The 24,430-nt window shown below is 55.0% G+C and carries 20 protein-coding genes; 9 read left to right on the forward strand and 11 right to left on the reverse strand.

Annotation, left to right across the window (positions count from 1 at the left end; genetic code table 11):
• Positions 1-102 precede the first annotated feature (102 nt).
• Positions 103-489, forward strand: coding sequence for a helix-turn-helix domain-containing protein (locus JTA15_RS19790; protein ID WP_014168344.1), 387 nt, complete (start codon positions 103-105; stop codon positions 487-489).
• A gap of 44 nt (positions 490-533) precedes the next feature.
• Here the strand turns inward: JTA15_RS19790 and JTA15_RS19795 are convergent, their stop codons facing one another.
• Positions 534-2,477 (reverse strand): bifunctional 2',3'-cyclic-nucleotide 2'-phosphodiesterase/3'-nucleotidase, encoded by a 1,944-nt coding sequence (locus JTA15_RS19795; RefSeq protein ID WP_219372624.1) that lies wholly within the window; start codon positions 2,475-2,477, stop codon positions 534-536.
• A gap of 190 nt (positions 2,478-2,667) precedes the next feature.
• Here JTA15_RS19795 and cysQ point away from each other — a divergent pair, with 190 nt between their 5' ends.
• The gene (cysQ, locus tag JTA15_RS19800; protein WP_014168346.1) at positions 2,668-3,408 is read left to right on the forward strand and encodes a 3'(2'),5'-bisphosphate nucleotidase CysQ; all 741 of its coding nucleotides are present in this window, start codon (positions 2,668-2,670) and stop codon (positions 3,406-3,408) included.
• Here cysQ and JTA15_RS19805 read toward each other — a convergent pair.
• On the reverse strand, positions 3,402-3,959 hold the full coding sequence (locus JTA15_RS19805) for a YtfJ family protein (protein ID WP_014168347.1): 558 nt from the start codon (positions 3,957-3,959) through the stop codon (positions 3,402-3,404). The two genes, cysQ and JTA15_RS19805, sit on opposite strands and share 7 nt — an antisense overlap.
• Positions 3,960-4,283: 324 nt before the next feature.
• Here JTA15_RS19805 and JTA15_RS19810 point away from each other — a divergent pair, with 324 nt between their 5' ends.
• Positions 4,284-4,490 (forward strand): DUF1107 domain-containing protein, encoded by a 207-nt coding sequence (locus JTA15_RS19810; RefSeq protein ID WP_003856054.1) that lies wholly within the window; start codon positions 4,284-4,286, stop codon positions 4,488-4,490.
• A gap of 78 nt (positions 4,491-4,568) precedes the next feature.
• Here JTA15_RS19810 and JTA15_RS19815 read toward each other — a convergent pair whose 3' ends face one another.
• The 6 genes from JTA15_RS19815 to JTA15_RS19840 form a co-directional block, all read right to left on the reverse strand.
• Positions 4,569-5,906 (reverse strand): hemolysin family protein, encoded by a 1,338-nt coding sequence (locus tag JTA15_RS19815; protein WP_014168349.1) that lies wholly within the window; start codon positions 5,904-5,906, stop codon positions 4,569-4,571.
• A 193-nt stretch (positions 5,907-6,099) separates the two neighbouring features.
• On the reverse strand, positions 6,100-7,647 hold the full coding sequence (locus JTA15_RS19820) for an MFS transporter (RefSeq protein WP_014168350.1): 1,548 nt from the start codon (positions 7,645-7,647) through the stop codon (positions 6,100-6,102).
• Between the two features lie 67 nt (positions 7,648-7,714).
• Positions 7,715-8,749, reverse strand: a complete 1,035-nt coding sequence (locus JTA15_RS19825; protein ID WP_219372625.1) for a Gfo/Idh/MocA family protein — start codon at positions 8,747-8,749, stop codon at positions 7,715-7,717.
• Between the two features lie 12 nt (positions 8,750-8,761).
• Entirely contained in the window at positions 8,762-9,829 is a 1,068-nt protein-coding gene (locus JTA15_RS19830) for a Gfo/Idh/MocA family protein (RefSeq protein ID WP_032679504.1), read from the reverse strand.
• A 2-nt stretch (positions 9,830-9,831) separates the two neighbouring features.
• Complete coding sequence (locus JTA15_RS19835; protein ID WP_063925730.1) at positions 9,832-11,010, reverse strand: Gfo/Idh/MocA family protein; 1,179 nt, start codon at positions 11,008-11,010, stop codon at positions 9,832-9,834.
• A gap of 16 nt (positions 11,011-11,026) precedes the next feature.
• Complete coding sequence (locus tag JTA15_RS19840) at positions 11,027-12,178, reverse strand: Gfo/Idh/MocA family protein (protein WP_219372626.1); 1,152 nt, start codon at positions 12,176-12,178, stop codon at positions 11,027-11,029.
• Positions 12,179-12,371: 193 nt separating this feature from the next.
• Here JTA15_RS19840 and JTA15_RS19845 point away from each other — a divergent pair, with 193 nt between their 5' ends.
• Positions 12,372-13,430, forward strand: coding sequence for a LacI family DNA-binding transcriptional regulator (locus JTA15_RS19845; protein WP_219372627.1), 1,059 nt, complete (start codon positions 12,372-12,374; stop codon positions 13,428-13,430).
• Here the strand turns inward: JTA15_RS19845 and msrA are convergent, their stop codons facing one another.
• A complete protein-coding gene (msrA, locus tag JTA15_RS19850; protein WP_182268145.1) occupies positions 13,431-14,072 on the reverse strand; it encodes a peptide-methionine (S)-S-oxide reductase MsrA in 642 nt (213 codons plus the stop codon).
• Positions 14,073-14,297: 225 nt separating this feature from the next.
• On the opposite strand from msrA, the gene tamA reads away from it, so the two are divergent.
• From tamA to JTA15_RS19865, 3 genes are read left to right on the forward strand one after another with little or no spacing between them, the layout of a single operon-like run.
• Positions 14,298-16,031, forward strand: coding sequence for an autotransporter assembly complex protein TamA (tamA, locus tag JTA15_RS19855; RefSeq protein ID WP_020882918.1), 1,734 nt, complete (start codon positions 14,298-14,300; stop codon positions 16,029-16,031).
• The gene (tamB, locus tag JTA15_RS19860; RefSeq protein WP_014168359.1) at positions 16,028-19,804 is read left to right on the forward strand and encodes an autotransporter assembly complex protein TamB; all 3,777 of its coding nucleotides are present in this window, start codon (positions 16,028-16,030) and stop codon (positions 19,802-19,804) included. Before tamA ends, tamB begins: the two co-directional genes overlap by 4 nt.
• Positions 19,805-19,806: 2 nt before the next feature.
• Positions 19,807-20,151 (forward strand): gamma-glutamylcyclotransferase, encoded by a 345-nt coding sequence (locus JTA15_RS19865; RefSeq protein ID WP_014168360.1) that lies wholly within the window; start codon positions 19,807-19,809, stop codon positions 20,149-20,151.
• A gap of 42 nt (positions 20,152-20,193) precedes the next feature.
• Here the strand turns inward: JTA15_RS19865 and JTA15_RS19870 are convergent, their stop codons facing one another.
• Both JTA15_RS19870 and ppa read right to left on the reverse strand, forming a co-directional pair.
• Positions 20,194-20,487 (reverse strand): hypothetical protein, encoded by a 294-nt coding sequence (locus tag JTA15_RS19870; RefSeq protein WP_032669643.1) that lies wholly within the window; start codon positions 20,485-20,487, stop codon positions 20,194-20,196.
• Between the two features lie 511 nt (positions 20,488-20,998).
• The gene (gene ppa / locus JTA15_RS19875) at positions 20,999-21,529 is read right to left on the reverse strand and encodes an inorganic diphosphatase (protein WP_020882913.1); all 531 of its coding nucleotides are present in this window, start codon (positions 21,527-21,529) and stop codon (positions 20,999-21,001) included.
• Positions 21,530-21,838: 309 nt separating this feature from the next.
• On the opposite strand from ppa, the gene ytfQ reads away from it, so the two are divergent.
• Positions 21,839-22,795 (forward strand): galactofuranose ABC transporter substrate-binding protein YtfQ, encoded by a 957-nt coding sequence (ytfQ, locus tag JTA15_RS19880; RefSeq protein WP_020882912.1) that lies wholly within the window; start codon positions 21,839-21,841, stop codon positions 22,793-22,795.
• A 124-nt stretch (positions 22,796-22,919) separates the two neighbouring features.
• The gene (gene ytfR / locus JTA15_RS19885) at positions 22,920-24,422 is read left to right on the forward strand and encodes a galactofuranose ABC transporter, ATP-binding protein YtfR (RefSeq protein ID WP_020882911.1); all 1,503 of its coding nucleotides are present in this window, start codon (positions 22,920-22,922) and stop codon (positions 24,420-24,422) included.
• The last annotated feature ends 8 nt before the right edge of the window (positions 24,423-24,430 follow it).

Genomic DNA, 24,430 nt, shown 5'->3' on the forward strand with positions numbered 1-24,430 from the left:
GTACAACTTTATTGTTTCTTCACATCCTCTTCGTGTTTGTCTGGTGTTGTGGCACACTAGCACCATAGCTAACTTTTAGTAAGTACGCACATAAAGGTAAGTATGAAAACAACGATACCGACACTCAGCGAACAAATGCGCGATGGCAACCTCTTCGCGGAACAGTGTCCTTCCAGAGAGGTTCTCAAACATGTCACCAGCCGCTGGGGCGTGCTGATTCTGGTGGCCCTGCGGCAGGGAACCCACCGTTTCAGCGACCTGCGCCGAAAAATGGGAGGCGTCAGCGAAAAGATGCTGGCCCAGTCGCTACAGGCGCTGGAACAGGACGGGTTTGTTAATCGCGTCTCGTATCCGGTTGTACCACCGCACGTTGAGTATAGCCTGACGCCGTTAGGGACAGAGGTGAGTGAGAAAGTGGCCGCGCTGGCGGACTGGATAGAAGTGCATACGCCGCAGGTGATGGCGAACCGGGAAGAACGCGCGGCGTAAAGGCAGGCCGGGTAAGGCGAAGCCGCTACCCGGCACACACCGCGTTACTTGCTTAAATCCACCTGATAAATGGCGAAGCCAATATCATCCGTTGCAACTTTCTTCATCGGATAGTGGGCGTTATCGTTAATAAACGCCGCCGCTTTATCGGACGGTGAAGTTTCAAAACGGATGTCCAGCGGCGTGTCGCTGTGAATGGGGGCCAGGCGCCAGTTGTTGTCCACTGCCGGATGAATGCCCCCCGCTTTTTTGGACTCCGCGCTGATCCACGCCGCCAGCACCGAGCGGTTCTCGTCCGGTGAGGCAAAGGCAATATGGCTATCTCCCGTGCCGGCAAACTTGCCGCCGTAGGCGCGGTAGTTATTGGTTACCACCAGGAAGGTGGCATTCGGGTCGATGGCTTTGCCCTTAAAGGTCAGGTTTTTGATGCGCTCGGCCTGCGGGTTAATGACCTGGCATTCGCCGTCATATTTTGCAGGCTGGGTAACATCAATCTGATACTCCACGCCGTCAATCACGTCAAAGTTATAGGTCCGGAACCCGTCCCAGTTAATCAGCGACTGCGGCTTGCTGCTGTGCGGATCAATCTGGTTAAACTGCCCGGCGGAGCACTCCAGCCACGCTTTCACCTCTTTGCCCGTCGCTTTGACCACCACCAGGGTGTTCGGATAGAGATAGAGATCGGCGGCGTTACGGAAGGTCAGTTGGCCCTTTTCGACTTCAACGTAGCTTGCCGGGTCATTCTTACGCCCGCCCACTTTGAACGGTGCCGCGGCCGACAGCACCGGCAGTTTTGCCAGGTCCGGGTCGCCCTGAATAACGTGTTCGACATAGGCTTTTTGCGCCATGTTAACCACCTGGACAGTCGGGTCATCCTGCACCAGCGCCAGGTAGCTGTACATGTTATCCGCCGATTTACCGATCGGCTTGCTGACGAAGTCGCGGGTGGCGTCGTGGTCATGCTTCAGCACGTCGACCAGTTTTTTATCTTCGGCGGCCAGTGATTTTTTAGCCGCAGCGTCGTAAATCGGGCGCGCCTCTGCTTTTGACTGAGTGACCTTCCAGTCGCCGCCGTCGTTATTGAGGACCAGATCCACCACACCAAGGTGGTCGCCCCACATGCCCGGCATCACCGACGGCACGCCATTGAGCGTCCCTTTCTCGATGTCTGCACCCTTAATGTTGGCAAAGTCCTTACCCGGGAAGACCGCGTGGGCGTGGCCGAACAGGATCGCATCGACGCCCGGGACTTCACTCAGATAATAAACGGAGTTTTCCGCCATGGCCTGATACGGATCGGCGGAGAGTCCCGAGTGCGCAACCACCACCACCAGATCTGCGCCTTTTTCGCGCATTTCCGGCACGTATTTGCGCGCAGTTTCGGTAATATCGTTAACGGTCACTTTACCGTCGAGGTTGGCTTTATCCCAGGTCATGATTTGCGGCGGTACAAAGCCGATATAGCCGATTTTAAGCGTCTGTTTTTTACCGTCCTGATCGACAACCTCGGTCTCTTTAATCAGATAGGGGGTAAAGAGCGGCTTCTGCGTCTTAACGTCGATGATATTGGCGTTAACGTACGGGAATTTCGCGCCAGCCAGCGCATCGTGCAGGTACTTCAGGCCGTAGTTAAATTCGTGGTTGCCCAGGTTGCCGACGGTATAGTCCAGGGTGTTCATCGCTTTATACACCGGGTGGATCTCGCCTTTCTTCAGCCCCTTCGCGGCCATGTAGTCCCCGAGCGGGCTACCCTGAATGAGATCGCCGTTGTCGACCAGCACGCTGTTTTTAACTTCATTGCGGGCGGCAGCGATCAAACTTGCCGTGCGTACCAGTCCGAATTTTTCCGTCGGGGTATCTTTGTAGTAATCGAAGTCCATCATGTTGCTGTGCAGGTCGGTAGTTTCCAGAATTCGCAGGTCTACCGTCGCCGCCTGTACGCTCACTGCAATCAGCGTCGCCAGGAGCGTTGCGCTAAACTTAATCATCAGAAGAGTCCTTTTTTCGATCCAGGCCACAAAAGAGTATGTATCTATAGCGTGTTGCTTACAGAAATGTGAATCCTGACAGAAAAAAGCGCCATGAAACCAGAATTGCTTCACAGATAGCGGAATTGTTCCCATTACGATATAACTAAAACAAAGAGTTAACCCCACTGCGTTAACAAAGAGGTGGAGAATGTTAGATAAGATTTGTCAGCTCGCACGGGATGCGGGAGATGCCATCATGCAGGTGTATGACGGTGCAAAACCGATGGAGGTCGTCAGCAAGGCAGATGACTCTCCGGTCACCGCGGCAGATATCGCGGCTCACAAGGTGATCCTGCAAGGGCTGCAGGCCTTAACGCCGGATATCCCGGTCCTGTCAGAAGAAGCGCCGCAGAGCTGGGACGAGCGTCAGCACTGGCAGCGTTACTGGCTGGTGGACCCCCTCGACGGCACCAAAGAGTTTATCAAGCGTAACGGTGAGTTCACCGTCAACATCGCGCTGATTGAAAAAGGCAAAGCGGTGCTTGGGGTGGTATACGCGCCGGTGATGAAGGTCATGTACAGCGCTGCAGACGGTAAGGCGTGGAAGGAAGAGTGCGGCGTGCGTAAGCAGATTCAGGTGCGCGATGCGCGTCCACCGCTGGTGGTGATCAGCCGGTCGCACAGCGACAGCGAACTGCAGGAATATCTGCAACAGCTGGGTGAACACCAGACGACCTCGATTGGTTCATCACTGAAATTCTGTCTGGTGGCGGAAGGTCATGCCCAGCTCTACCCTCGCTTTGGGCCAACGAACGTCTGGGATACCGCGGCAGGGCATGCGGTCGCCACGGCCGCCGGGGCACATGTTCATGACTGGCAGGGTAAGCCGCTGGACTACACCCCGCGCGAATCCTTCCTTAACCCCGGCTTCCGCGTCTCTATTTATTGAGCCAGCAGTTTGTGCAGCAGGGCGACAACCTGCTGCACCTCTTCCTGGGTTAATGCCCCGTCTTTCACCCACTGCACGCGGCCGTCTTTATCCAGCACGATGATTGCGGAGCTCTCTTCCTCCAGCTGCCACGCCTTACGCGTCACGCCGTTGCTGTCGACAATAAACTGCGACCACGGATAGAGTTTTTTATTGCTCTCAAGGCTTGAACGCACAAACATGCCGGAGCCAGGAATGGCATCGTCAGTATTAACAATCGTGGTGGTCTGGTAGCGGTCGTGTGGGAATTTTGCGGCCTTGATCGCTTCCACCAGGTTGGCATTTTTCTCTTTTGCGGATGTACGACCGGCAATATGTTGTACAACTCTCACTTTGCCTGCGAGCTGCGCGCTATTCCACGCTTTGTAGCTAAACTTATCATTGTCGAGAATCAATTCTCCCCGGTCAGCAATGCCGACTGGTGGTACTCGTTGTCCTTTTTCAATCGCGTGAGCGCTAGCCCACAGAGGCAGAAGCAGACAGGCTGCTGCAAGGATAGTACGTAGGGTCATGGTGTTTCCTTATTGTTTGCAGGTGATCCGACCACTTGGTCATACGCTTTTAATCATAAGTGCGATCAATGTGGTTTTCCCGCAATCCCGATGCCAGTTTGCGGGTGAACGCACATATCCATGAAAAAACGACGGCTTATACTGCCCTGAGTGAAGCTTTGCAAAGATTATTCTGAATAATTGTAATCAAACGGTAAATAAACTTATGCATACTGGGTAACACCGTAGTTCTGGTCTATAGTCTTTGGGCAACAAAATTTGCGCTCAGGACAGTCGGGCCGATTGTGGCACCGCAAGAGCGTATGATTCGCAGGAGATACAAGAATGAAAATTTTCCAACGCTACAACCCGCTTCAGGTGGCGAAGTACGTGAAGATCCTGTTCCGTGGACGGTTGTATATCAAGGATGTTGGCGCTTTTGAGTTTGATAAGGGCAAGATCCTTATCCCAAAAGTGAAGGACAAGCAGCACCTGTCTGTGATGTCTGAAGTCAACCGTCAGGTTATGCGTCTGCAAACTGAGATGGCTTAACCAACGTGCTATGCAGTAGTTAAAAACGCAGTTGATAAAAAAACGGCTCCCGATGGGAGCCGTTGATGTTTATGGGCCTTACGCCGACACTTTCTCTTCTGCGTCAGGCATCCGCGGCACCAGCACGGTCGGTTTATTATCGATACGCGTCACCAGCAGCTGGTCGATGCGGTAGTTATCAATATCCACCACTTCAAACTTGTAGCCAGAGAACTTCACCGAGTCGGTACGTTTCGGGATTTTTCGCAGCATAAACATCATAAAGCCGCCAATGGTCTCGTAATTACCTGACTGCGGGAACTCGTCGATATCCAGCACGCGCATGACATCGTCAATCGGCGTACCGCCGTCGATAAGCCATGAGTTCTCGTCACGCTGCACAATCTGCTCTTCCAGACCCTGGCCAACCAGGTCGCCCATCAGCGTGGTCATCACATCGTTGAGGGTGATGATGCCCACCACCAGCGCGTATTCGTTCATGATAACGGCAAAATCTTCACCGGCCGTTTTGAAACTTTCCAGCGCTTCAGAGAGGGTGAGGGTATCCGGAACAATCAGGGTATTGCGGATCTGAACGCCGCTGTTGAGCGCCAGGCTCTGGTTGGCCAGCACGCGGTTCAGCAGGTCTTTCGAGTCCACATAACCGATGATGTGGTCGATATCTTCATTACAGACCAGGAACTTGGAGTGCGGGTGCTCGGCCACCTTTTGCTTCAGGCTCTGCTCATCTTCGTGCAGGTCGAACCAAATCACGTTTTCACGTCCGGTCATGGATGACGGTACGGTGCGGGATTCCAGCTCAAACACGTTCTCAATCAACTCGTGCTCCTGCTTGCGCAGCACGCCCGCCAGGGCACCCGCTTCGAAGACCGCATAGATATCATCAGAGGTGATATCGTCTTTTCGCACCATCGGAATTTTAAACAGGCGGAAAATGCTGTTGGCCAGGCCGTTGAAGAACCACACCAGCGGACGGAACAGGAACAGGCAGAAGCGCATCGGGTTGATGATGCGCAAAGCCACAGCTTCTGGCGCAATCATACCGATGCGTTTCGGGGTCAGATCAGCGAAGAGGATGAACAGGCCAGTCACCAGCGAGAAGGAGAGAATAAAACTCAGTTGCTCGGAGAGTTCAGGTGAAAAGTAGCGTGCGAAGAGGCCATGAAACACCGGTGAAAATGCTGCATCCCCCACGATACCGCCCAGGATGGCGACCGCGTTCAGGCCAATCTGCACCACGGTGAAAAACATTCCCGGGTTTTCCTGCATTTTGAGTATGCGTGATGCGTTAACGTTGCCTTCGTCAGCAAGCAGTTTCAGTTTGATTTTACGGGAGGCGGCCAGCGAGATCTCGGATATCGAGAAAAATGCACTGACGGCAATGAGACAAAGTATCACTAAAATACTGTTTAACATAGTTTATCCGGCTTCAGCCAGATCCTCGGAAGGGAAGTTAATTACATTTGTGTGAAGACACATAGAACGTCAGCTCGTAGCGTTGAGCTGATTATTTCAGCGGGTAGTATAGCGTAAAGGCGTGTAAATCTGCCAGAGGTCACATTTTGGCATAAAACCGGCCGGGCAGCGAAGCGCTGCCCGGTACGTACGGCTATTTTACTGCGGATAAACTGGCGTTTCCTGCCGCCCGGCGCGTGGCATCCCCTCCCCACACCTGATCATACTCATAGCCGGTGAGCTGTTTGATCACCACGCGGGTGTTGGCGTCGCAGTCGCGATAATCTCCGCCCAGCTTGCGGCGCGCAATCTCCTTCAACAGCAGCTTGTGCGTCTCGCGGGTCAGTTTAAATTTGTAGGTCGTGAAGAAGCTCACGGCCAGAAGGGCCGCCGTCGCGAAAATCAGCAGGCCGATAATGGCCCCCAGCGCGCTTTCAGGCTGTGCGCCGCTGCCCTTCACAAACCCTGACTCCTGCAGCACCAGGCCGATGATCATAATGGCAATTGCCACGGTGCTTTTGCGGGTCAATACCATCACGCCGGCAAAAATCCCTTCGCGGCGCTGCTGCGTTACAATCTCATCGATATCAGGGATGAAACTGTAGATATTCCACGGGATGTAATAAAGACCAGAGCGGGCGGCACCGAGCAGGATAAAGACCCCCGAGAACAGCAGCGTTGGCACCTGCGTTTTGGTGAGGTAGACCGTAAACAGGAATACCAGCACGGCGAAGATACAGCCATAGGAGAGGCGTAGCGCGGCGGACGGCGTGATATTCAGCCGGTTCAAAAGCAGCATAAATCCGTACGTGCCTGGTACCGAGGCAAAGGCGGCAATGCTCAGCCAGCCCGACACGGCCGCCGCATCCTGGCTCAGACAATAAACGACATAATAGGTAAAGACCGAGCCGAAGACGTCCATCGCAGTAAACGAGAAGATATAAATAATGATATGCAGGCGGAATGCGCGGATGCGAAAGGACGAAAAGAGGTCCAGTACCAGATATTTCAGATGATTGGCTACCCCGCTGCTGCGCTGGTTATCTATCTTAAAATCGGACTCCTGATGCACATCTTTCGCTTCCCAGGTGGTGTACCACGTAATAAACACCGCAAGGCAAAAAACGCAGGAAAATATCAGGCCGGTGAGCGTATAGGTAAACGGATTGTCTTTCCCGGTGAACTGCATAATGACACCGGGGACGGAAACGGCAAGGAACCCCCCAAGCTGGGAGCAGATCATGCGCACCCCTGAAAGTCGGCTGCGCTCTTCGTAGCGGTTCGTCATTTCTGCGGCCAGCGTCTCCCACGGCACCAGCACCATCGCCGACAGCAGTTCAATAGAGAGATAGGTTCCCAGGTAATACCAGTATCCCATATCCGTCAGCCACAGCAGGGCATACAAAAACATTAACGGGGAACTCAGTAATAAAAAGAAACGGCGACGGCCAAATTTACGGCCGAGCCAGGTACCCGCAAAATTATCAGTGATATAACCCATGATCGGGCTTAACAGCGCATCAATGACGCGGGCGATAGCAAATATAGAGCCCGCTTCAATAACAGACAGCCCGCAATAGGTCGTGTAAAAAAATAACAGCCAGGTGCCGATAATGGCGAAAGCGCCTCCGCCAAACAGATCGGTTATGCCGTAGCCAAGCGCCACGCCATAACCAACTCTACGTTCAGTTGGTTTGACCATAATAATATCCAGTGTAGGGTAATGATTAACCCGTTTTACGGGGCGTATTTTTATTAACGTCTGGAATTCAAATTACGTTCTGGTTGTTGATATTTATCCATTGTCTTGTTTGAGATGACCGATAAATAGCCTCCACAAGGGTGAGTGATTTTCCGGCGGTACGGATATCGATATAGTCTCTGTTTTCCGGATGATGAACGGCAGTATAAAACCGGCGGATCGCCTGCTGATGACCCAGCCCCCAGTAGCTTTTTACCGTGCCGTCGGGGGAATCATCGCTTGCCAGTTTTAACCGCTCACCCGGCGTGACGCGCCAGAGAGTGTTGTCATTCAGCAGCAGCGAGCCGTGTTCACAGTGGATCTCCAGCAGGAGAGGGGCGTCCGTGGTGTGGCAATTGCTGGCATAAAACAGGCCGCGGGCGCCGTTGGCGAAGTGTAGCGTGGCCATTGCGCTGTCTTCGCCTTCGGTCACCTCTGCCAGCTCACCGCTATCCACCACGCCTTTCACTCGCGTCACGCCTTCACCGAACCACTGCATCAGGTCGAGCGTATGGATTGCCTGGTTGATCAGCAGACTCCCGCCTTCTGTTGCCAGCCGACCGCGCCAGGGGCTTTGCGTGTAGTAAGCGCCCGCGCGTGACCATGTGAGTACTGCCCTGATACTGAGCATTTTCCCCAGCTGTCCATGGCCTAACTCCTGCCGAATACGCTGGCTGGTGGGGTTGAGCCGGTTCTGATAGCACACGCCGAGCAGGCTCTGAGCCCGATCGGCGGCACGGGTGATATCAATGAGTTCACTGGTGTTCATGCCCACCGGTTTTTCGCAAAAAACATGCTTCCCGGCGGCGAGTGCCGCCAGAATCATCTCTTTATGCTCGAAGTGGGGCGTACAGATGTGTACTACGTCGATGGCATCATCCAGCAGCATTTCCCGGTAATCCTGATAAAAACGGCATTGATAGTCTTTCGCCAGCGCCAGTCCTTTAACGCTGTCGATGTCGACCAGCGCACGCAGCGCGACGTTGGGTATCTGGCGCAGGGCATTGACATGGCAGCCATGAATCGCCCCGCCGCCGATGATAGCGGTATTCAGGATAGTCATCTCCGGCTCCCCTTAACCCGCCGCGTTAGCGAGCATTTGAGCCTTCACGCAGAGCTCCGCAGCCTTGAAGGCGTGCGCCTGCGTCATGGCATTTTCAGTCCGATGGAGACAGTCGAGGATCAGTTCGCCAAAGAACGGGAATCCGACCTGGCCTGCTACCGGATAACGGAACTCCCCCTCTTTATTGACGAGATAAACCACATCCTGCTCGCCGCGGGTTAAATCGACGTATTTGCGGATTTCGATGTAGCCCTCGGTGCCGAGCAGCGTCAGTCGCCCGTCACCCCATGTGGATAGCCCGTCCGGGGTAAACCAGTCGCAGCGGAAGTAGCCGCTGGCACCGTTTTCGCCTTTGAGCATTGCATCGCCAAAATCTTCAAAGGCGGGGTACTGCGGGTGTTTAACGTTCCGGACCTGGCTTGCTATCACGGTGGCATCGCGGTTGCCGGTGTAAAAAAGGAACTGCTCAATCTGATGGCTGCCGATGTCACACAGGATGCCGCCGAAGTATCGCCGATCGTAAAACCAGTCCGGCCTTCCTTCGCCTTCACGGTGTGGGCCTGTCCCCAGCGTTTGTACCACGTCGCCGATGGCACCTTGCTTTACCAGTTGACCGGCAAAGACAGCACTCTCAACATGCAGACGTTCGCTGTAGTAAACCGCATATTTCTTACCGGTTTTTTCAACCATCGCTTTGGCATCTGCCAGCTGTTCAAGGGTGGTGAGCGGCGCTTTGTCGGTAAAGTAATCCTTCCCCGCCGCCATCGATTTCAGCCCCAGCGCACAGCGTTCAGAGGGGATGGCGGCGCCTGCCACCAGACGGACCTCGTTATCGGCGAGGATCGCCTCCAGCGAATCTGCCACTCTGGCCTGCGGATACTGCTGGATAAATTTATCCACTCTGGACGGATCGGGATCGTAAACCCATTTCAGCGTGGCGCCGGCTTCAATCAGCCCGTTACACATTCCATAAATATGCCCGTGGTCGAGCGCGGCAGCGGCAAAGACAAATTCACCTTCCCGGACAACGGGCTGAGGTTTGCCGACTGGCGCGTAGTTCATTCCGTCATGTTTATTCATCTTCAGATTCCTCGATCCAGATCTTTACCCAGGGGGATAGCGCCCACTTCGCTGAAGTTGGCTACGCTTGCGGATTTCTCATGAAAACGGGGGGCGAGGGTGTTAATCCCGCCGGTACGGTAAAACGGATCGTCACGTGGAATGGGGAGCGAGACCACGGTGCGGGTGATGGCAGATTTATAAATTGCGGTAATCAACTCCAGCGAGCGTTTTCCCTGTAATCCATCCACCAGCGGAGCCGTGCCGCGTTCAATACTCAGCAACAGGTCGTTAATCTGCCCGGTATGCAGCGTCCACGCGAGTGCCGGTGTCTGCGCAAAAACAGCGTTGAGCTGTGCTTCCCGCTGCAGGTCGTGAGTTTCCTGAGGAAAACCGTTATCGGCACTCACGCTGGCACAGGCTTGCCAGGGGGCAGAGATGCGCGCGCGATCGCCCTGGATGACGATCGTCTGATCTTCGCCGTGATGCACTACCGAGGCGGTAAGCTGCGTGAGTGCGCCATTGGGATATTTGAATATTGCGGCGCTGAGGTCTTCCACTTCGGCATTGTCATGCGCCACGTTGGTCATCATCGCCACCACCTCGGATGGAAACCCGAGCATCCACTGAATAGCGTCGATATGGTGAACCGCGTGATTGAGCGTGCAGCCGCCCCCCTCTTTTTCCCAGGTGCCACGCCACCACAGATCGTAATAGCAGTGGCCGCGCCACCAGAACGAATCCACCTGCGCATGGCAGATTTTGCCCGCGAGGCCGGAATCCAGCGCTGCTTTTAAGCGCCAGAAGGCATCGGTAAAGCGATTTTGCGCAATGATGGAGAGCGTTTTGCCGCTGGCCTGCTGAGCGGCAATCATCGCGTCGCACTCCTCAAGCGAGGCGGCCATCGGCTTTTCACACAGCACATGACACCCGGCCTCCAGTGCATCAATGCTGATCTGTGCGTGGACATACGGCGGGGTGCAGACATCGACGATATCGACGTCTGGTTCGGATGCCAGCATCTGCTGATGGCTCTCATACACGCGGGCCTGCGTCAGGCCGTAGCGCGTTTTTTTCTCGTGCGCTTTTTCCGGGTAGATATCCACCAGCGCGACAATCCGGCAGCGCTGACCAAACTGCAAATAACCCTGAATATGGTTATGTGAGATATTGCCTGTACCTACAATGGCGATATTTAGCATCGTGTCGTCTCCGGAGTTACCAGGTGCCTGAGGCATCAAGCGTCACGTTTATGGCCTCTTTAGCAACAGAGGTGCTGATGCGTTGCTGGAGCAGGCGCAAGTAGTGTTTCTCGTTGATCGGCAGTTCGACCCAGTCGTCAGTCCAGGTGGAAAGATGCATGGCATTGGAGAGCGTCAGGCCGTGGATCCCGTCCAGGCCCGGCGCAATCAGCGGTTCACCGCGCAGGACGGCGGCGCAGAAGTTTGCGGTAATGACATGATGTTCGCTGCATTCGGCGGCGACAGGAATGTCGACCTCCCAGCATTCAGGCTCCCCAAAACCGTTTTGCCAGCGGGCGTTAAACGCGGTTTCGGACTCACGTAGCCGCCAGTAGCGAAGCCGCCCCTCTTCGACGACCACTTTGCCGCGATCCCCGACGATCTCCAGGCGATTTGTCCCCGGCGTTTCTGCCACGGTAGTGATAAATACACCGGTAGCCCCACCGGCATACTCGGCATAGGCGGTGACCTCGTCTTCCACTTCAATGTCACGATGTTTGCCGAACTGGCAAAACGCGCGCAGGCGGACCGGCATGCCCACCAGCCACTGCCAGAGATCGAGCTGATGCGGATCCTGGTTGAGCAAGACGCCGCCGCCTTCTCCTTTCCAGGTCGCGCGCCAGCCGCCGGAGTTGTAGTAGCTCTGCGAGCGGTACCAGTTGGTGATTATCCAGTTAGAACGGCGGATCTCGCCCAGCTCGCCGCTGTCGATAAGATCCTTAACCTTCCGGTAGAGCGGGTTTGGTCGCTGGTTGTACATGATGCCAAACACCACGTCGCACTCGCGCGCGCAGGCGTTCATCTCCTGCACCTGCGCCGTATAAACGCCTGCCGGTTTTTCACACAGGGTATGAATGCCGTTACGCATTGCCAGCATCGACAGGCGCGGATGTTCGTAATGGGGCGTGGCGACAATCACCGCGTCGATAAGCCCGCTCTGGATCATCTCCTGGGCATCACTGAACAGGGGAATGGCCCCCACCAGCTGGCGAATGGCCGGGTGTTTTTCCGGTGCATTGTCACAAACTGCCGTCAGGCAGGCGTCATTGACCGTACCCGCGAGTAAATAACGTGCGTGGACCGTACCGATATTACCTATACCAATAATGCCAAAACGTACCTTCTCCATGTCACACCTTAATTTCAGTTGAAAAGAAGTGATGACCGGAAAATAGGAAAGGCGAGGCGTAGCGACAATGTGTTTTTGTGAGAATACTCGCAAGGTGAATAAGTAATCTCCAGGCTTTCTGAAATTTGGTTTTAAAATCAAAAGGCTGTTTCTGCAAATATTTGCAAAAACTGATTGAGAGCGAGGTCACACTATGCCGGGCAGGTTAAAAATGGAGGAGATCGCGGCCCTCACGGGATATTCCGTTAGCACGGTGTCGAGGGTATTAAGCGGCAAGTCATATACCAGCGATAAAGCCCGGGATGCGATCGTTCGCACCGCCCGAGAGCTGGGCGTGCTGGAGTCCATGGCCAGTGGACGGCTGTTGATTAACGGTATTGCCGTTTTTGCTCCGGAAAGAACCTTTCAGGGGCGCGGCGATATTTTTTATCTTGAGGTGACCAAAGGGATTGCTGAGGCCTGCTCGCCACACAATGTGTGGGTCAGCTGTTGCGGATTAGAAGAACAGCACGCCGATGTAAAATTATTTATGGAAAAGGCCAGCCAGAAGAACATCAACGCGATAATTATTATTGGTACTGATGATGCCACCATATTTAAACTGGCCAGCACGCTCAATAAACCCTGCGTCTTAATTAATTCCGTGGACCGGGAGCGGGTACTGGATTCGGTATCACCCGATCACCGGGCGATTGGCTTCACCGCCATGCAGTATCTCTTTGAACAGGGGCACCGGCGGGTCCTGACGCTGACCTGCCTTCGGCGAGATACGCTTTATGCTCGTCTGGATGGCATTAAAGAGGCGTATCGCCATTTTCACGTTGCCTTTGAGCCGCAGCGTGATTTACTCGTGACGGAGTGGTTTACCGCAGACGAAGCCGAGCGGGCGCTGGGTGAGTGGCTGCTGAGTCATGACAGAGCGCAGTGGCCAGAGGTGATTTTCCCGAACAGCACCAGCATGACCGAAGGTGTGGTGAGGGCATTAACCCGCCACGGGCTGCGCGTTCCGGAAGACATCTCTCTGATTACCACCGATTTTGCCTGGAATTTAGCGCACCGGCTGGAAAAACCGGTCACGGGGGTCACGGTGCCCTGTCGCGAACTGGGGATTGAGGCCGTGCACCTGTTGCAGACCCGCCTTAACAGGCCGCAGGCACCGGTTTTTAACCTGCTGTTGCAGGGAAAAGTCATGAATTATGGGTCGGTCAGTAATGCCACGCGCCACGCGGCTCGCGTGGCGCTAGACCAGTAATCAGGCCAGCTGTGGCGGCAGGCAGATGCCAATACCCCCGATACCGCAGTAGCCGTACGGGTTTTTATGCAGGTACTGCTGGTGGTCGTCTTCCGCATAGTAGAACGGTTTGGCAGAGGCGATTTCCGTGGTGACCTCGCGATTGTCACCGGCATCGTGCATCGCTTTCTGGAAGCGCTCAAGGCTTGCGCGGGCGGCCGTCTCCTGCTCAGGAGTGAGAGGGTAGATAGCCGAGCGGTACTGGGTGCCGTGGTCGTTACCCTGACGCATGCCCTGGGCCGGGTCGTGGTTTTCCCAGAACACCTGCAGAAGTTGCTCATAGCTAATGACGGCAGGGTCATACACCACGCGTACGGCTTCGGCATGACCGGTCTCGCCAGAGCACACTTCGCGGTAGGTTGGGTTTGGCGTATACCCCCCCGTGTAGCCCGCCGCGGTGCTGTAAACGCCGGGGAGTTGCCAGAAGAGACGTTCTACGCCCCAGAAGCAGCCCATGGCGAACAGGGCGATTTCCATTCCATCAGGAACGTTTGTCATTGAATGGCCATTCACGGCGTGTAAGGTCGCCACAGGCATAGGGGTGTTGCGTCCCGGTAATGCATCAGCTTGTGAAACAAGATGCTTTTTGTCGAATAAACTCACGATGGGGGCCTCCCGGGCTGCGATGTTTCGGTTAAGGTTGTCACGAAGCGTTTAATTGAACACAATAAATGCGCTGAATGAGTCTAGATTTAATCATAAGAAATATTTGGGTGTTACACCCGTTTTCAACCCGTGATGTGGGTTTTTGGCTAACAGGCCGTATTTTGCCGCGGAGCGGCACTTCATTTGCTTCCAGGGTGGAAAAAGGGATATTCAGGAGAAAACGTGACAAAAATCCGCCAGTTATGTTTGGTCAGTTTATTGCTGACAAGCGGGGTTGCCAGCGCGGCGAATGTCCGTTTGCAGGTTGAGGGGTTATCCGGGGCGCTGGAAAAAAACGTGCGTGCGCAGCTGTCGACCATCGAGAGCGACGAAGTGACGCCGGACCGGCGTTTTCGCGCGCGCGTGGATGATGCGATCCGCGAAGGGCTGAAAGCGCTGGGTTATTACGAACCCACCATTGATTTCGATCTCCGTCCGCCGCCAAAGAAGGGGCGACAGGTGCTTATTGCCCGCGTTTCACCGGGTGAGCCGGTCTTGATCGGCGGCACTAACGTCATTCTGCGCGGCGGCGCGCGTACGGACCGGGATTACCTGGATCTGCTCAGCACGCGGCCGAAAAACGGTACCGTGCTGAACCACGGTGACTACGACCATTTCAAAAAAGAGCTGACGAGCGTCTCCCTGCGTAAGGGTTACTTTGACAGCCAGTTCGACAAAAGCCAGCTGGGCATTGCGCTCGACAGGCACCAGGCCTTCTGGGATATCGATTATGACAGCGGCGAACGTTATCGTTTCGGCGATGTGACCTTCGAAGGCTCACAAATTCGTGAAGAGTATCTGCAAAACCTCGTGCCTTTCAAAAAGGGCGATTACTACCAGTCGCGTGATCTGGCGGAGCTGAACCGCCGCCTCTCCGCCACCGGGTGGTTTAACTCGGTGGTTGTCGCGCCGGAGTTTGATAAATCGCGCAAAACCAAGGTGTTGCCGCTGCATGGCGTTGTTTCGCCGCGCACCGAGAACACCATTGAGACCGGTGTTGGTTATTCGACCGACGTCGGTCCGCGCGTGAAAGCCACGTGGAAAAAGCCGTGGATGAACTCATACGGTCACAGCCTGACCACCAGCGCCAGTATCTCAGCGCCGGAACAGCAGCTCGATTTCAGCTACAAAATGCCGCTGCTGAAAAACCCGCTTGAACAGTATTACCTTGTTCAGGGCGGTTTTAAGCGTACCGACCTGAACGATACCGAGGCAGATTCCACCACGCTTGCGGTATCGCGATACTGGGACCTCTCCAGCGGCTGGCAGCGCGCCATTAACCTGCGCTGGAGTCTGGACCACTTTACCCAGGCCAACGTCACCAACACCACCATGCTGCTCTACCCGGGGGTGATGATCAGCCGTACCCGCTCGCGTGGCGGCCTGATGCCAACCTGGGGCGATTCCCAGCGTTACTCCATCGATTACTCCAACACCATGTGGGGTTCCGATGTGGATTTCTCGGTGATTCAGGCGCAAAACGTCTGGATCCGCACGCTGTATGACAAACACCGCTTCGTGATGCGCGGCAACCTCGGCTGGATTGAAACCGGCGACTTCGACAAAGTTCCGCCGGATCTGCGCTTCTTCGCCGGTGGCGACCGCAGTATTCGCGGTTACAAATACAAATCCATCGCGCCGAAAGATGATGACGGCAAGCTGATTGGTGCCTCCAAGCTGGCTACTGGCTCGCTGGAGTACCAGTACAACGTCAGCGGAAAATGGTGGGGCGCGATGTTTGTCGACGGCGGCGAAGCGGTAAGCGATATCCGCCGCAGCGACTTTAAAACCGGCGCGGGCGTGGGCGTACGCTGGCAGTCTCCCGTCGGGCCAATCAAGCTCGATTTCGCCGTGCCGGTGGGTGATAAAGAAGAACACGGTTTACAGTTTTACATCGGTCTGGGGCCTGAATTATGAGTTTATGGAAGAAGATAAGCCTCGGGGTGCTGATTTTTATCGTACTGCTGCTCGGTACGGTGGCGTTTCTGGTCGGAACGACGTCTGGCCTGCATCTGCTGTTTAACGCGGCTAACCGCTGGGTTCCCGGGCTGGAAATTGGCCAGGTGACAGGCGGCTGGCGCGATCTGCGTCTGAAAAACATCCGCTACGAGCAGCCTGGCGTGGCGGTAAACGCGGGGGAATTTCACCTCGCGGTGAAGCTTGGCTGCCTGCGGGACAGCAAGCTGTGCGTTAACGATCTGTCGCTGAAAGACGTGAACGTGGCGATAGATTCGAAGAAAATGCCGAAATCGGCACCCGTTGAGGAAGAGGATAGCGGCCCGCTGAATCTCTCCACACCGTATCCGATTGCCCTCTATCGGGTGGCGCTGGATAACGTCAATGTCAAAATCGACGACACCACCGTCTCCGTCATGGATTTCACCTCCGGCCTGCGCTGGCAGGAGAAAAACCTCACCCTGACGCCAACCTCCCTTCAGGGGCTGCTGATTGCGCTGCCGAAAGTGGCGGACGTGGCGCAGGAAGAAATTGTCGAACCGAAGATCCAGAACCCGCAGCCGGAAGAGAAACCGCTGGGCGAAACGCTGAAAGATCTCTTCTCTAAACCTGTGCTGCCGGAGATGACGGACGTTCATCTGCCGCTGAACCTGAATATTGAAGAGTTCAAAGGCGAGCAGCTGCGTCTCACTGGCGATACCGATCTGACGGTCTTCAACATGCTGCTTAAAGTCAGCAGCATCGACGGCAACATGAAGCTCGACGCGCTGGATATCGACACCAACCAGGGCTCGGTTAACGCGTCAGGGAATGCCCTGCTGCGCGACAACTGGCCGGTGGATATCACCCTGAACAGTTCGCTCAACATCGACCCGCTGAAAGGCGAAAAAGTGAAGGTCAAAGTGGGCGGGGCGCTGCGCGATAAACTGGATGTCGGCGTTAACCTCTCCGGCCCGGTGGATATGGATCTGCGCGCGCAAACGCAGCTGGCGGAAGCGGGGCTGCCGCTCAACCTTGAGGTTGTCAGTAAGCAGCTCTACTGGCCGTTCACCGGCGAAAAACAGTTCCAGGCCGATGACCTGAAGCTCAAGCTGAGCGGCAAAATGACGGATTACACCCTGTCGTTCCGCACGGCGGTGAAGGGGCAAGGTGTTCCGCCTGCGACGATTACGCTGGATGCTAAAGGCAACGAGCAGCAGGTGAATCTCGACAAACTGACCGTCGCGGCGCTGGAAGGCAAAACTGAACTCACCGCGCTGCTTGACTGGCAGCAGGCGATCAGCTGGCGCGGCGAGCTGAAGCTGACGGGGATCAACACGGCCAAAGAGGTGCCGGACTGGCCATCAAAACTGGACGGCCTGATCAAAACCCGCGGCAGCCTGTATGGCGGTACGTGGCAGATGGACGTGCCGGAAATCAAGCTTACCGGTAACGTGAAGCAGAATAAGGTTAACGTTGAAGGCTCGCTGAAGGGCAACAGCTATCTGCAGTGGGTGATCCCGGGTCTGCACGTGGCGCTGGGCCGTAACACGGCGGATATCAAAGGCGAGCTGGGGGTGAAAGATCTTAATCTGGATGCCACCATTGATGCGCCAAATCTGGATAACGCCCTGCCAGGGCTGGGCGGCACGGCGAAAGGGTTAGTGAAGGTGCGCGGCACGGTAGAGGCTCCGCAGCTGCTGGCCGATATCACCGCCAGCAACCTGCGCTGGCAGGCGCTGACCGTTGCGCGGGTTCGCGTCGAAGGGGATGTGAAATCCACCGATCAGATTGGCGGTAATCTGAACCTGCGCGTGGAGCGCATTTCTCAGCCCGACGTGAACATTAATCTGGTCACTCTGGATGCCAAAGGTAACGAAAAACAGCACGATCTCCAGCTTAAGGTGCAGGGCGAGCCGGTATCCGGTCAGCTTCATCTGACCGGAAGCTTTGATCGCAAACAGGCGCGCTGGAAAGGGACGCTGGACAATACCCGCTTCAACACCCCGGTAGGGCCGCTGGCGCTGTCCCGCTCTATCGCGCTGGACTACCGCAACGCCGAACAAAAGATCAGTATCGGGCCGCACTGCTGGACCAACCCGAATGCGGAACTGTGCGTACCGCAGACCATTGATGCGGGGGCTGAAGGGCGTGCGCAGATCAACCTTAATCGCTTCGACCTGGCGATGCTAAAACCGTTTATGCCGGAGACGACTCAGGCCAGCGGCGTCTTTAGCGGGAAAGCCGATGTCGCATGGGACACGACCAAAGAGGGGCTGCCGCAGGGTAGCGTGACGCTCTCTGGTCGTAACGTGAAGGTGATACAGGAAGTGAACGACGCACCGCTGCCGGTGGCGTTTGATACCCTCAACCTGAGTGCCGATCTGCATAACAACCGCGCGGAGCTGGGGTGGCTTATCCGTCTGACCAATAATGGTCAGTTTGACGGGCAGGTGCAGATTACCGATCCGCAAGGACGCCGTAATCTCGCCGGTAACGTTAATATCCGCAACTTCAACCTGGCGATGGCCAACCCGATTTTCTCACGCGGAGAAAAAGCGGAGGGGATGCTCAGCGCGAACCTGCGCCTGGCGGGCAATGCGCAAAGCCCGCAGCTGTTTGGCCAGATGCAGCTTAACGGCGTGGATATCGACGGCAACTTTATGCCGTTTGATATGCAGCCAAGCCAGATTGCGATGAACTTCAACGGCATGAGCTCGACCCTCGCCGGGGTGGTGCGTACCCAGCAGGGGCAAATCAACCTCAGCGGCGACGCCGACTGGAGCCAGCTTGATAACTGGCGGGCCCGTGTTGCGGCCAAAGGCAGCAAGGTGCGGATCACCGTACCGCCGATGGTACGTCTGGACGTATCCCCGGATATTGTCTTTGAAGCCACCCCAAGCCTCTTCACGCTGGACGGCAACGTGGACGTACCGTGGGCACGCATCGTGGTGCACGAGGTGCCTGAGAGCGCGGTGGGCGTCTCCAGTGACGAAGTCATGCTCAATGAAAATCTCAAACCCGTTGAGCAGAAGAGCGCCGGTATTCCGATCAACAGTAACCTCACCGTTCACGTCGGCAATAACGTGCGTCTGGATGCGTTTGGGCTGAAGGCGAGACTGACGGGGGATCTGAAAGTCGCGCAGGACAAGCAGGGTCTGGGTCTGAACGGCCAGATCAATATTCCTGAAGGGCGCTTCCATGCCTATGGTCAGGATCTGATTGTGCGTAAAGGTGAACTGCTGTTCTCCGGCCCGCCGGATCAGCCACTGCTCAATATCGAAGCGATTCGTAACCCGGAAGCCACCGAAAACGACGTTATTGCAGGTGTTCGCGTTACCGGCTCTGCTGATGAACCGAAGGCGGAGATCTTCTCCGACCCGGCAATGTCCCAACAGGAAGCCCTGTCTTACCTGCTGCGTGGGCAAGGACTGGAGAGCGGCCAGAGCGACAGTGCAGCGATGACCTCGATGTTAGTGGGTCTGGGGGTTGCACAAAGTGGGCAGGTTGTGGGTAAAATCGGCGAGACGTTCGGCGTAAGCAATCTGGCACTGGACACCCAGGGCGTGGGTGACTCCTCGCAAGTGGTGGTCAGTGGCTATGTACTGCCGGGTCTGCAGGTAAAATATGGCGTGGGGATCTTTGACTCACTGGCAACACTCACGTTACGCTATCGCCTTATGCCTAAGCTATATCTGGAAGCAGTGTCCGGCGTAGACCAGGCACTTGATCTGCTCTATCAGTTTGAGTTTTAGCAATGCGAATATTTGTCTACGGCAGTTTACGAACCAAGCAAGGCAACAGTCACTGGATGACCAATGCCCTGCTGCTGGGGAATTACAATATTGAGAACTACCAGTTGTATAGCCTGGGCCACTATCCAGGCGCGGTTCCTGGGGAAGGAACAGTACAGGGTGAAGTTTATCGTATTGATAATGCTACACTTGCCGAACTTGATGCCTTGCGCACCAGGGGCGGTGAATACGCTCGCCAGTTGATCCAGACGCCGTATGGAAGTGCGTGGATGTACGTCTACCAGCGTCCGGTCGAGGGGTTAAAGCGGATTGTAAGCGGTAACTGGTTAGACAGAGACCAGTACTGAAAAAAACAACGCCACCGTCAGGTGGCGTTGTTTTTTATGGGCTTAGCTCTCTTCTGTGCTTCGGCGTCGGGTCAAAAACAGCGGAACAAAAAGCATGATGTACGGAGCAACCAGCCATATCAGACACAGGGCGCGTGAAAAGCCGTAGTAGTTGATGCACCGCGTATTGCTTGAAATGACGGGAATAAAAAACAGTAAAAACAGCAAAATGGCATAATCGCTACGGTAGGGGATCCATAAATAAAACAAAAACCAGGCGAGCTGGAATGTCATGATGCAGAGATACTGCCATTTGCTGTCTTTGCCGTAACAGTCAAACGCCTTTATGTAGCCCATCTTTATGCTTTGAAGAAAGAAACTTAGCATGTAAAACGCCCACAATCGCGATGGTCAGGAGTGTGCTGGCCAGCAACTCGATTAAAAAATAGCTATGGGTGATATTAGTAGCACCTGAGCTCAGGGTATGCCGTTTACTCTACCCGCTGTGCATTGCAACAAAAAGGGTAGACACACCTGTCTTCATAAAGCCCTGAAGCAGACACGAAACGGGCATATTCGTCGGTAATTGTTTTAACGCAGCGAGTAGGGCAAAAGCAGGCTATTAATAGCGTTAGATAATATCAAAGACCTCTATCGGTAAATATCAGGTCATCACTCTCATAATACCCTGCAAGCTCTTCAAACAGGTCGGCTCTGCCGGGGACAAAACCTGGGGTCACAAGCTCATATATTCTGCTGGTTCCTTGAAATGGTAGCCGCTATGCCGTATTTAGCGTGCCAGTGTCGCGTCAGACGCAAGGCACAAAAAAGCCCCGACTCGCGGGGCCTTATTATTCAGCGGTAAGAATTACTTCTTCGCAGCGCGTTCGAAAGAGGAGATGATTTCCGCTTTCGCTGCTTCTGCGTTTTCCCAGCCGTCAACTTTAACCCACTTGCCTTTTTCGAGGTCTTTGTAGTGCTCGAAGAAGTGAGTGATCTGCGCTTTCAGCAGTTCTGGCAGGTCGTTCACATCTTTGATGTGATCGTACTCTTTGCTCAGTTTGGTGTGCGGAACAGCAACCAGTTTCGCATCTTCACCAGATTCGTCGGTCATTTTCAGCACGCCAACAGGACGGCAGCGAATGACTGCGCCTGGCTGCAGTGGGTATGGCGTTGGAACCAGTACGTCAACCGGGTCACCGTCCAGAGACAGGGTGTGGTTGATGTAACCGTAGTTGCATGGATAGAACATGGCGGTAGACATGAAACGGTCTACAAACAGCGCACCGCTCTCTTTGTCCACTTCGTATTTGATAGGATCTGCGTTAGCCGGGATTTCGATAACTACGTAGATGTCTTCTGGCAGTTCTTTACCCGCAGGGACGTTGAGTAAGCTCATGTCTGTGTCCTTTAAAATGGATGGTAAACAAGTGGCAGGTATTATAGCCAACTGGCGCTGAATGTCTCCGCCTGTTTTCGTCTTCTCTCCACGTTCTCCCCACTTTTCAGACCGATTCCATGACAGGAAAATCCATAAACTCAGCCGCTTTTTTAATGGTGAAATGAAAGCGATTACAAACTTGTGATTAACGTTTTATTCACTTTTCTGAAGTGTGATGTAACGCAATTCGTTACATATTTCATTGGCTATAGTCATTTCGCAGAACATCTTTTAACCAACAATAAACACCCCTACGAGGACGTTCATATGTGGAAGCGCTTACTTCTTGTCACAGCAGTTTCGGCAGCCATGTCGTCTATGGCGATGGCCGCCCCTTTAACCGTAGGTTTTTCCCAGGTCGGCTCTGAATCCGGCTGGCGAGCGGCAGAAACCAACGTTGCGAAAAGCGAGGCCCAGAAACGCGGTATTACCCTGAAAATTGCCGATGCGCAGCAAAAACAGGAAAACCAGATCAAAGCCGTGCGGTCATTTATCGCCCAGGGCGTTGATGCCATCTTTATTGCGCCGGTTGTGGCCACTGGCTGGGAGCCGGTCCTGAAGGAAGCGAAAGACGCTGAGATCCCGGTTGTTTTGCTCGATCGTTCCATTGATGTAAAAGACAAATCTCTCTATATGACCACCGTCACCGCCAACAACGTTCTCGAGGGCCAATTAATTGGTGACTGGCTGGTGAAACAGGTGGATGGCAAGCCGTGTAACGTCGTTGAGTTGCAGGGGACCGTCGGGGCGAGCGTGGCCATCGATCGTAAGAAAGGCTTCGCGGAAGCCATCGCCAAAGCGCCAAACATTAAGATTATCCGCTCTCAGTCCGGCGACTTTACCCGCAGTAAAGGTAAAGAGGTCATGGAGAGCTTTATCAAAGCTGAAAACAACGGCAAGAACATTTGCATGGTTTACGCCCACAACGATGACATGGTGATCGGGGCTATCCAGGCCATCAAAGAAGCGGGGCTGAAGCCGGGCAAAGATATCCTCACTGGCTCTATCGATGGCGTGCCGGATATCTATAAAGCGATGATGGACGGCGAAGCGAACGCCAGCGTGGAGCTGACGCCAAACATGGCTGGCCCGGCATTCGATGCGCTGGAGAAATTCAAGAAAGACGGCACCCTGCCTGAAAAAGTGACGATAACCAAATCGACGCTCTACCTGCCTGACACTGCGAAAGAAGAGTTAGAGAAGAAGAAAAATATGGGCTACTAAGGTCTTTTCCCTCGCCCCTTACCCCACTCCTCTCCCCTGAGGGGAGAGGGTGTACAAGGGCGGGTAGACTGGCATGAACATTTCCCTCTCCCCAACCGGGAGAGGGCGAGGGTGAGGGGGAAACATGACCGACACACAACACCAGGAAATCCTCCGCACAGAGGGCTTAAGCAAGTTTTTCCCCGGTGTAAAAGCGCTGGATAACGTTGATTTTAGCCTGCGACGCGGTGAGATTATGGCGCTGCTGGGAGAGAACGGTGCGGGAAAATCGACGCTGATTAAGGCACTTACCGGCGTTTACCATGCCGATCGCGGCACAATCTGGCTAGAAGGCAACGCCATTTCGCCAAAAAACACCGCCCATGCACAACAGCTGGGGATTGGGACGGTTTACCAGGAAGTGAACCTGCTGCCGAATATGTCGGTGGCGGATAACCTGTTTATCGGCCGTGAGCCAAGACGCTTCGGCCTGCTGCGACGCAAAGAGATGGAAGCGCGGGCCACCAGGCTGATGGAATCCTATGGCTTCTCCCTGGACGTTCGCGAACCGCTGAACCGTTTTTCCGTCGCGATGCAGCAAATTGTCGCGATTTGCCGGGCGATCGATCTCTCCGCGAAAGTGCTGATCCTCGATGAGCCCACCGCGAGCCTTGATACCCAGGAAGTCGAAATGCTCTTTACCCTGATGCGCCAGCTGCGCGATCAGGGGGTAAGCCTGATCTTCGTCACCCACTTCCTCGATCAGGTGTATGAGGTCAGCGATCGCATCACGGTGCTGCGCAACGGTAGCTTTGTCGGCTGCCGCGAAACCCGCGAGCTGCCGCAGATAGAACTGGTCAAAATGATGCTGGGCCGCGAGCTGGAAACCAACGCGCTTCAGCGCGCAGGCCGCACGTTGCTCAGCGATAAACCGGTCGCGGCCTTCAGCGATTTTGGCAAAAAAGGGGTGATCTCGCCCTTTAATCTGGACGTGCGGCCCGGTGAAATTGTTGGGCTGGCGGGCCTGCTGGGTTCCGGGCGCACCGAAACCGCTGAGGTGATCTTCGGGATCAAACCTGCGGACAGCGGCAGCGCGCTGATCAAAGGTAAACCGCAGACCCTGCGATCGCCGCATCAGGCCTCCTGCCTGGGCGTGGGCTTCTGCCCGGAAGACAGGAAAACCGATGGCATAATTGCCGCCGCCTCGGTGCGGGAAAATATCATTCTGGCTCTGCAGGCGCAGCGCGGATGGCTACGCCCCATCCCGCGGAAAGAGCAAAACGCCATTGCCGAGCGATTTATCCGTCAGCTCGGTATACGTACGCCGAGCGCTGAACAGCCCATTGAATTTCTCTCCGGTGGCAACCAGCAGAAGGTATTGCTGTCACGCTGGCTGCTGACTAAACCCCAGTTCCTGATCCTCGATGAACCGACGCGCGGTATCGACGTCGGGGCGCACGCCGAAATTATCCGGCTTATCGAAACGCTGTGTGCAGACGGTCTGGCGCTGCTGGTTATCTCATCCGAGCTGGAAGAGCTGGTGGGGTATGCCGATCGCGTCATCATCATGCGCGATCGTAAGCAGGTGGCAGAAATCCCGCTGGATAAACTGTCCGTTCCGGCAATCATGAATGCCATCGCGGCGTAAGGAGTTAA

This window comes from Enterobacter sp. BIDMC 29 (assembly GCF_019378755.1).
Classification (GTDB): Bacteria; Pseudomonadota; Gammaproteobacteria; order Enterobacterales; family Enterobacteriaceae; genus Enterobacter; species Enterobacter ludwigii.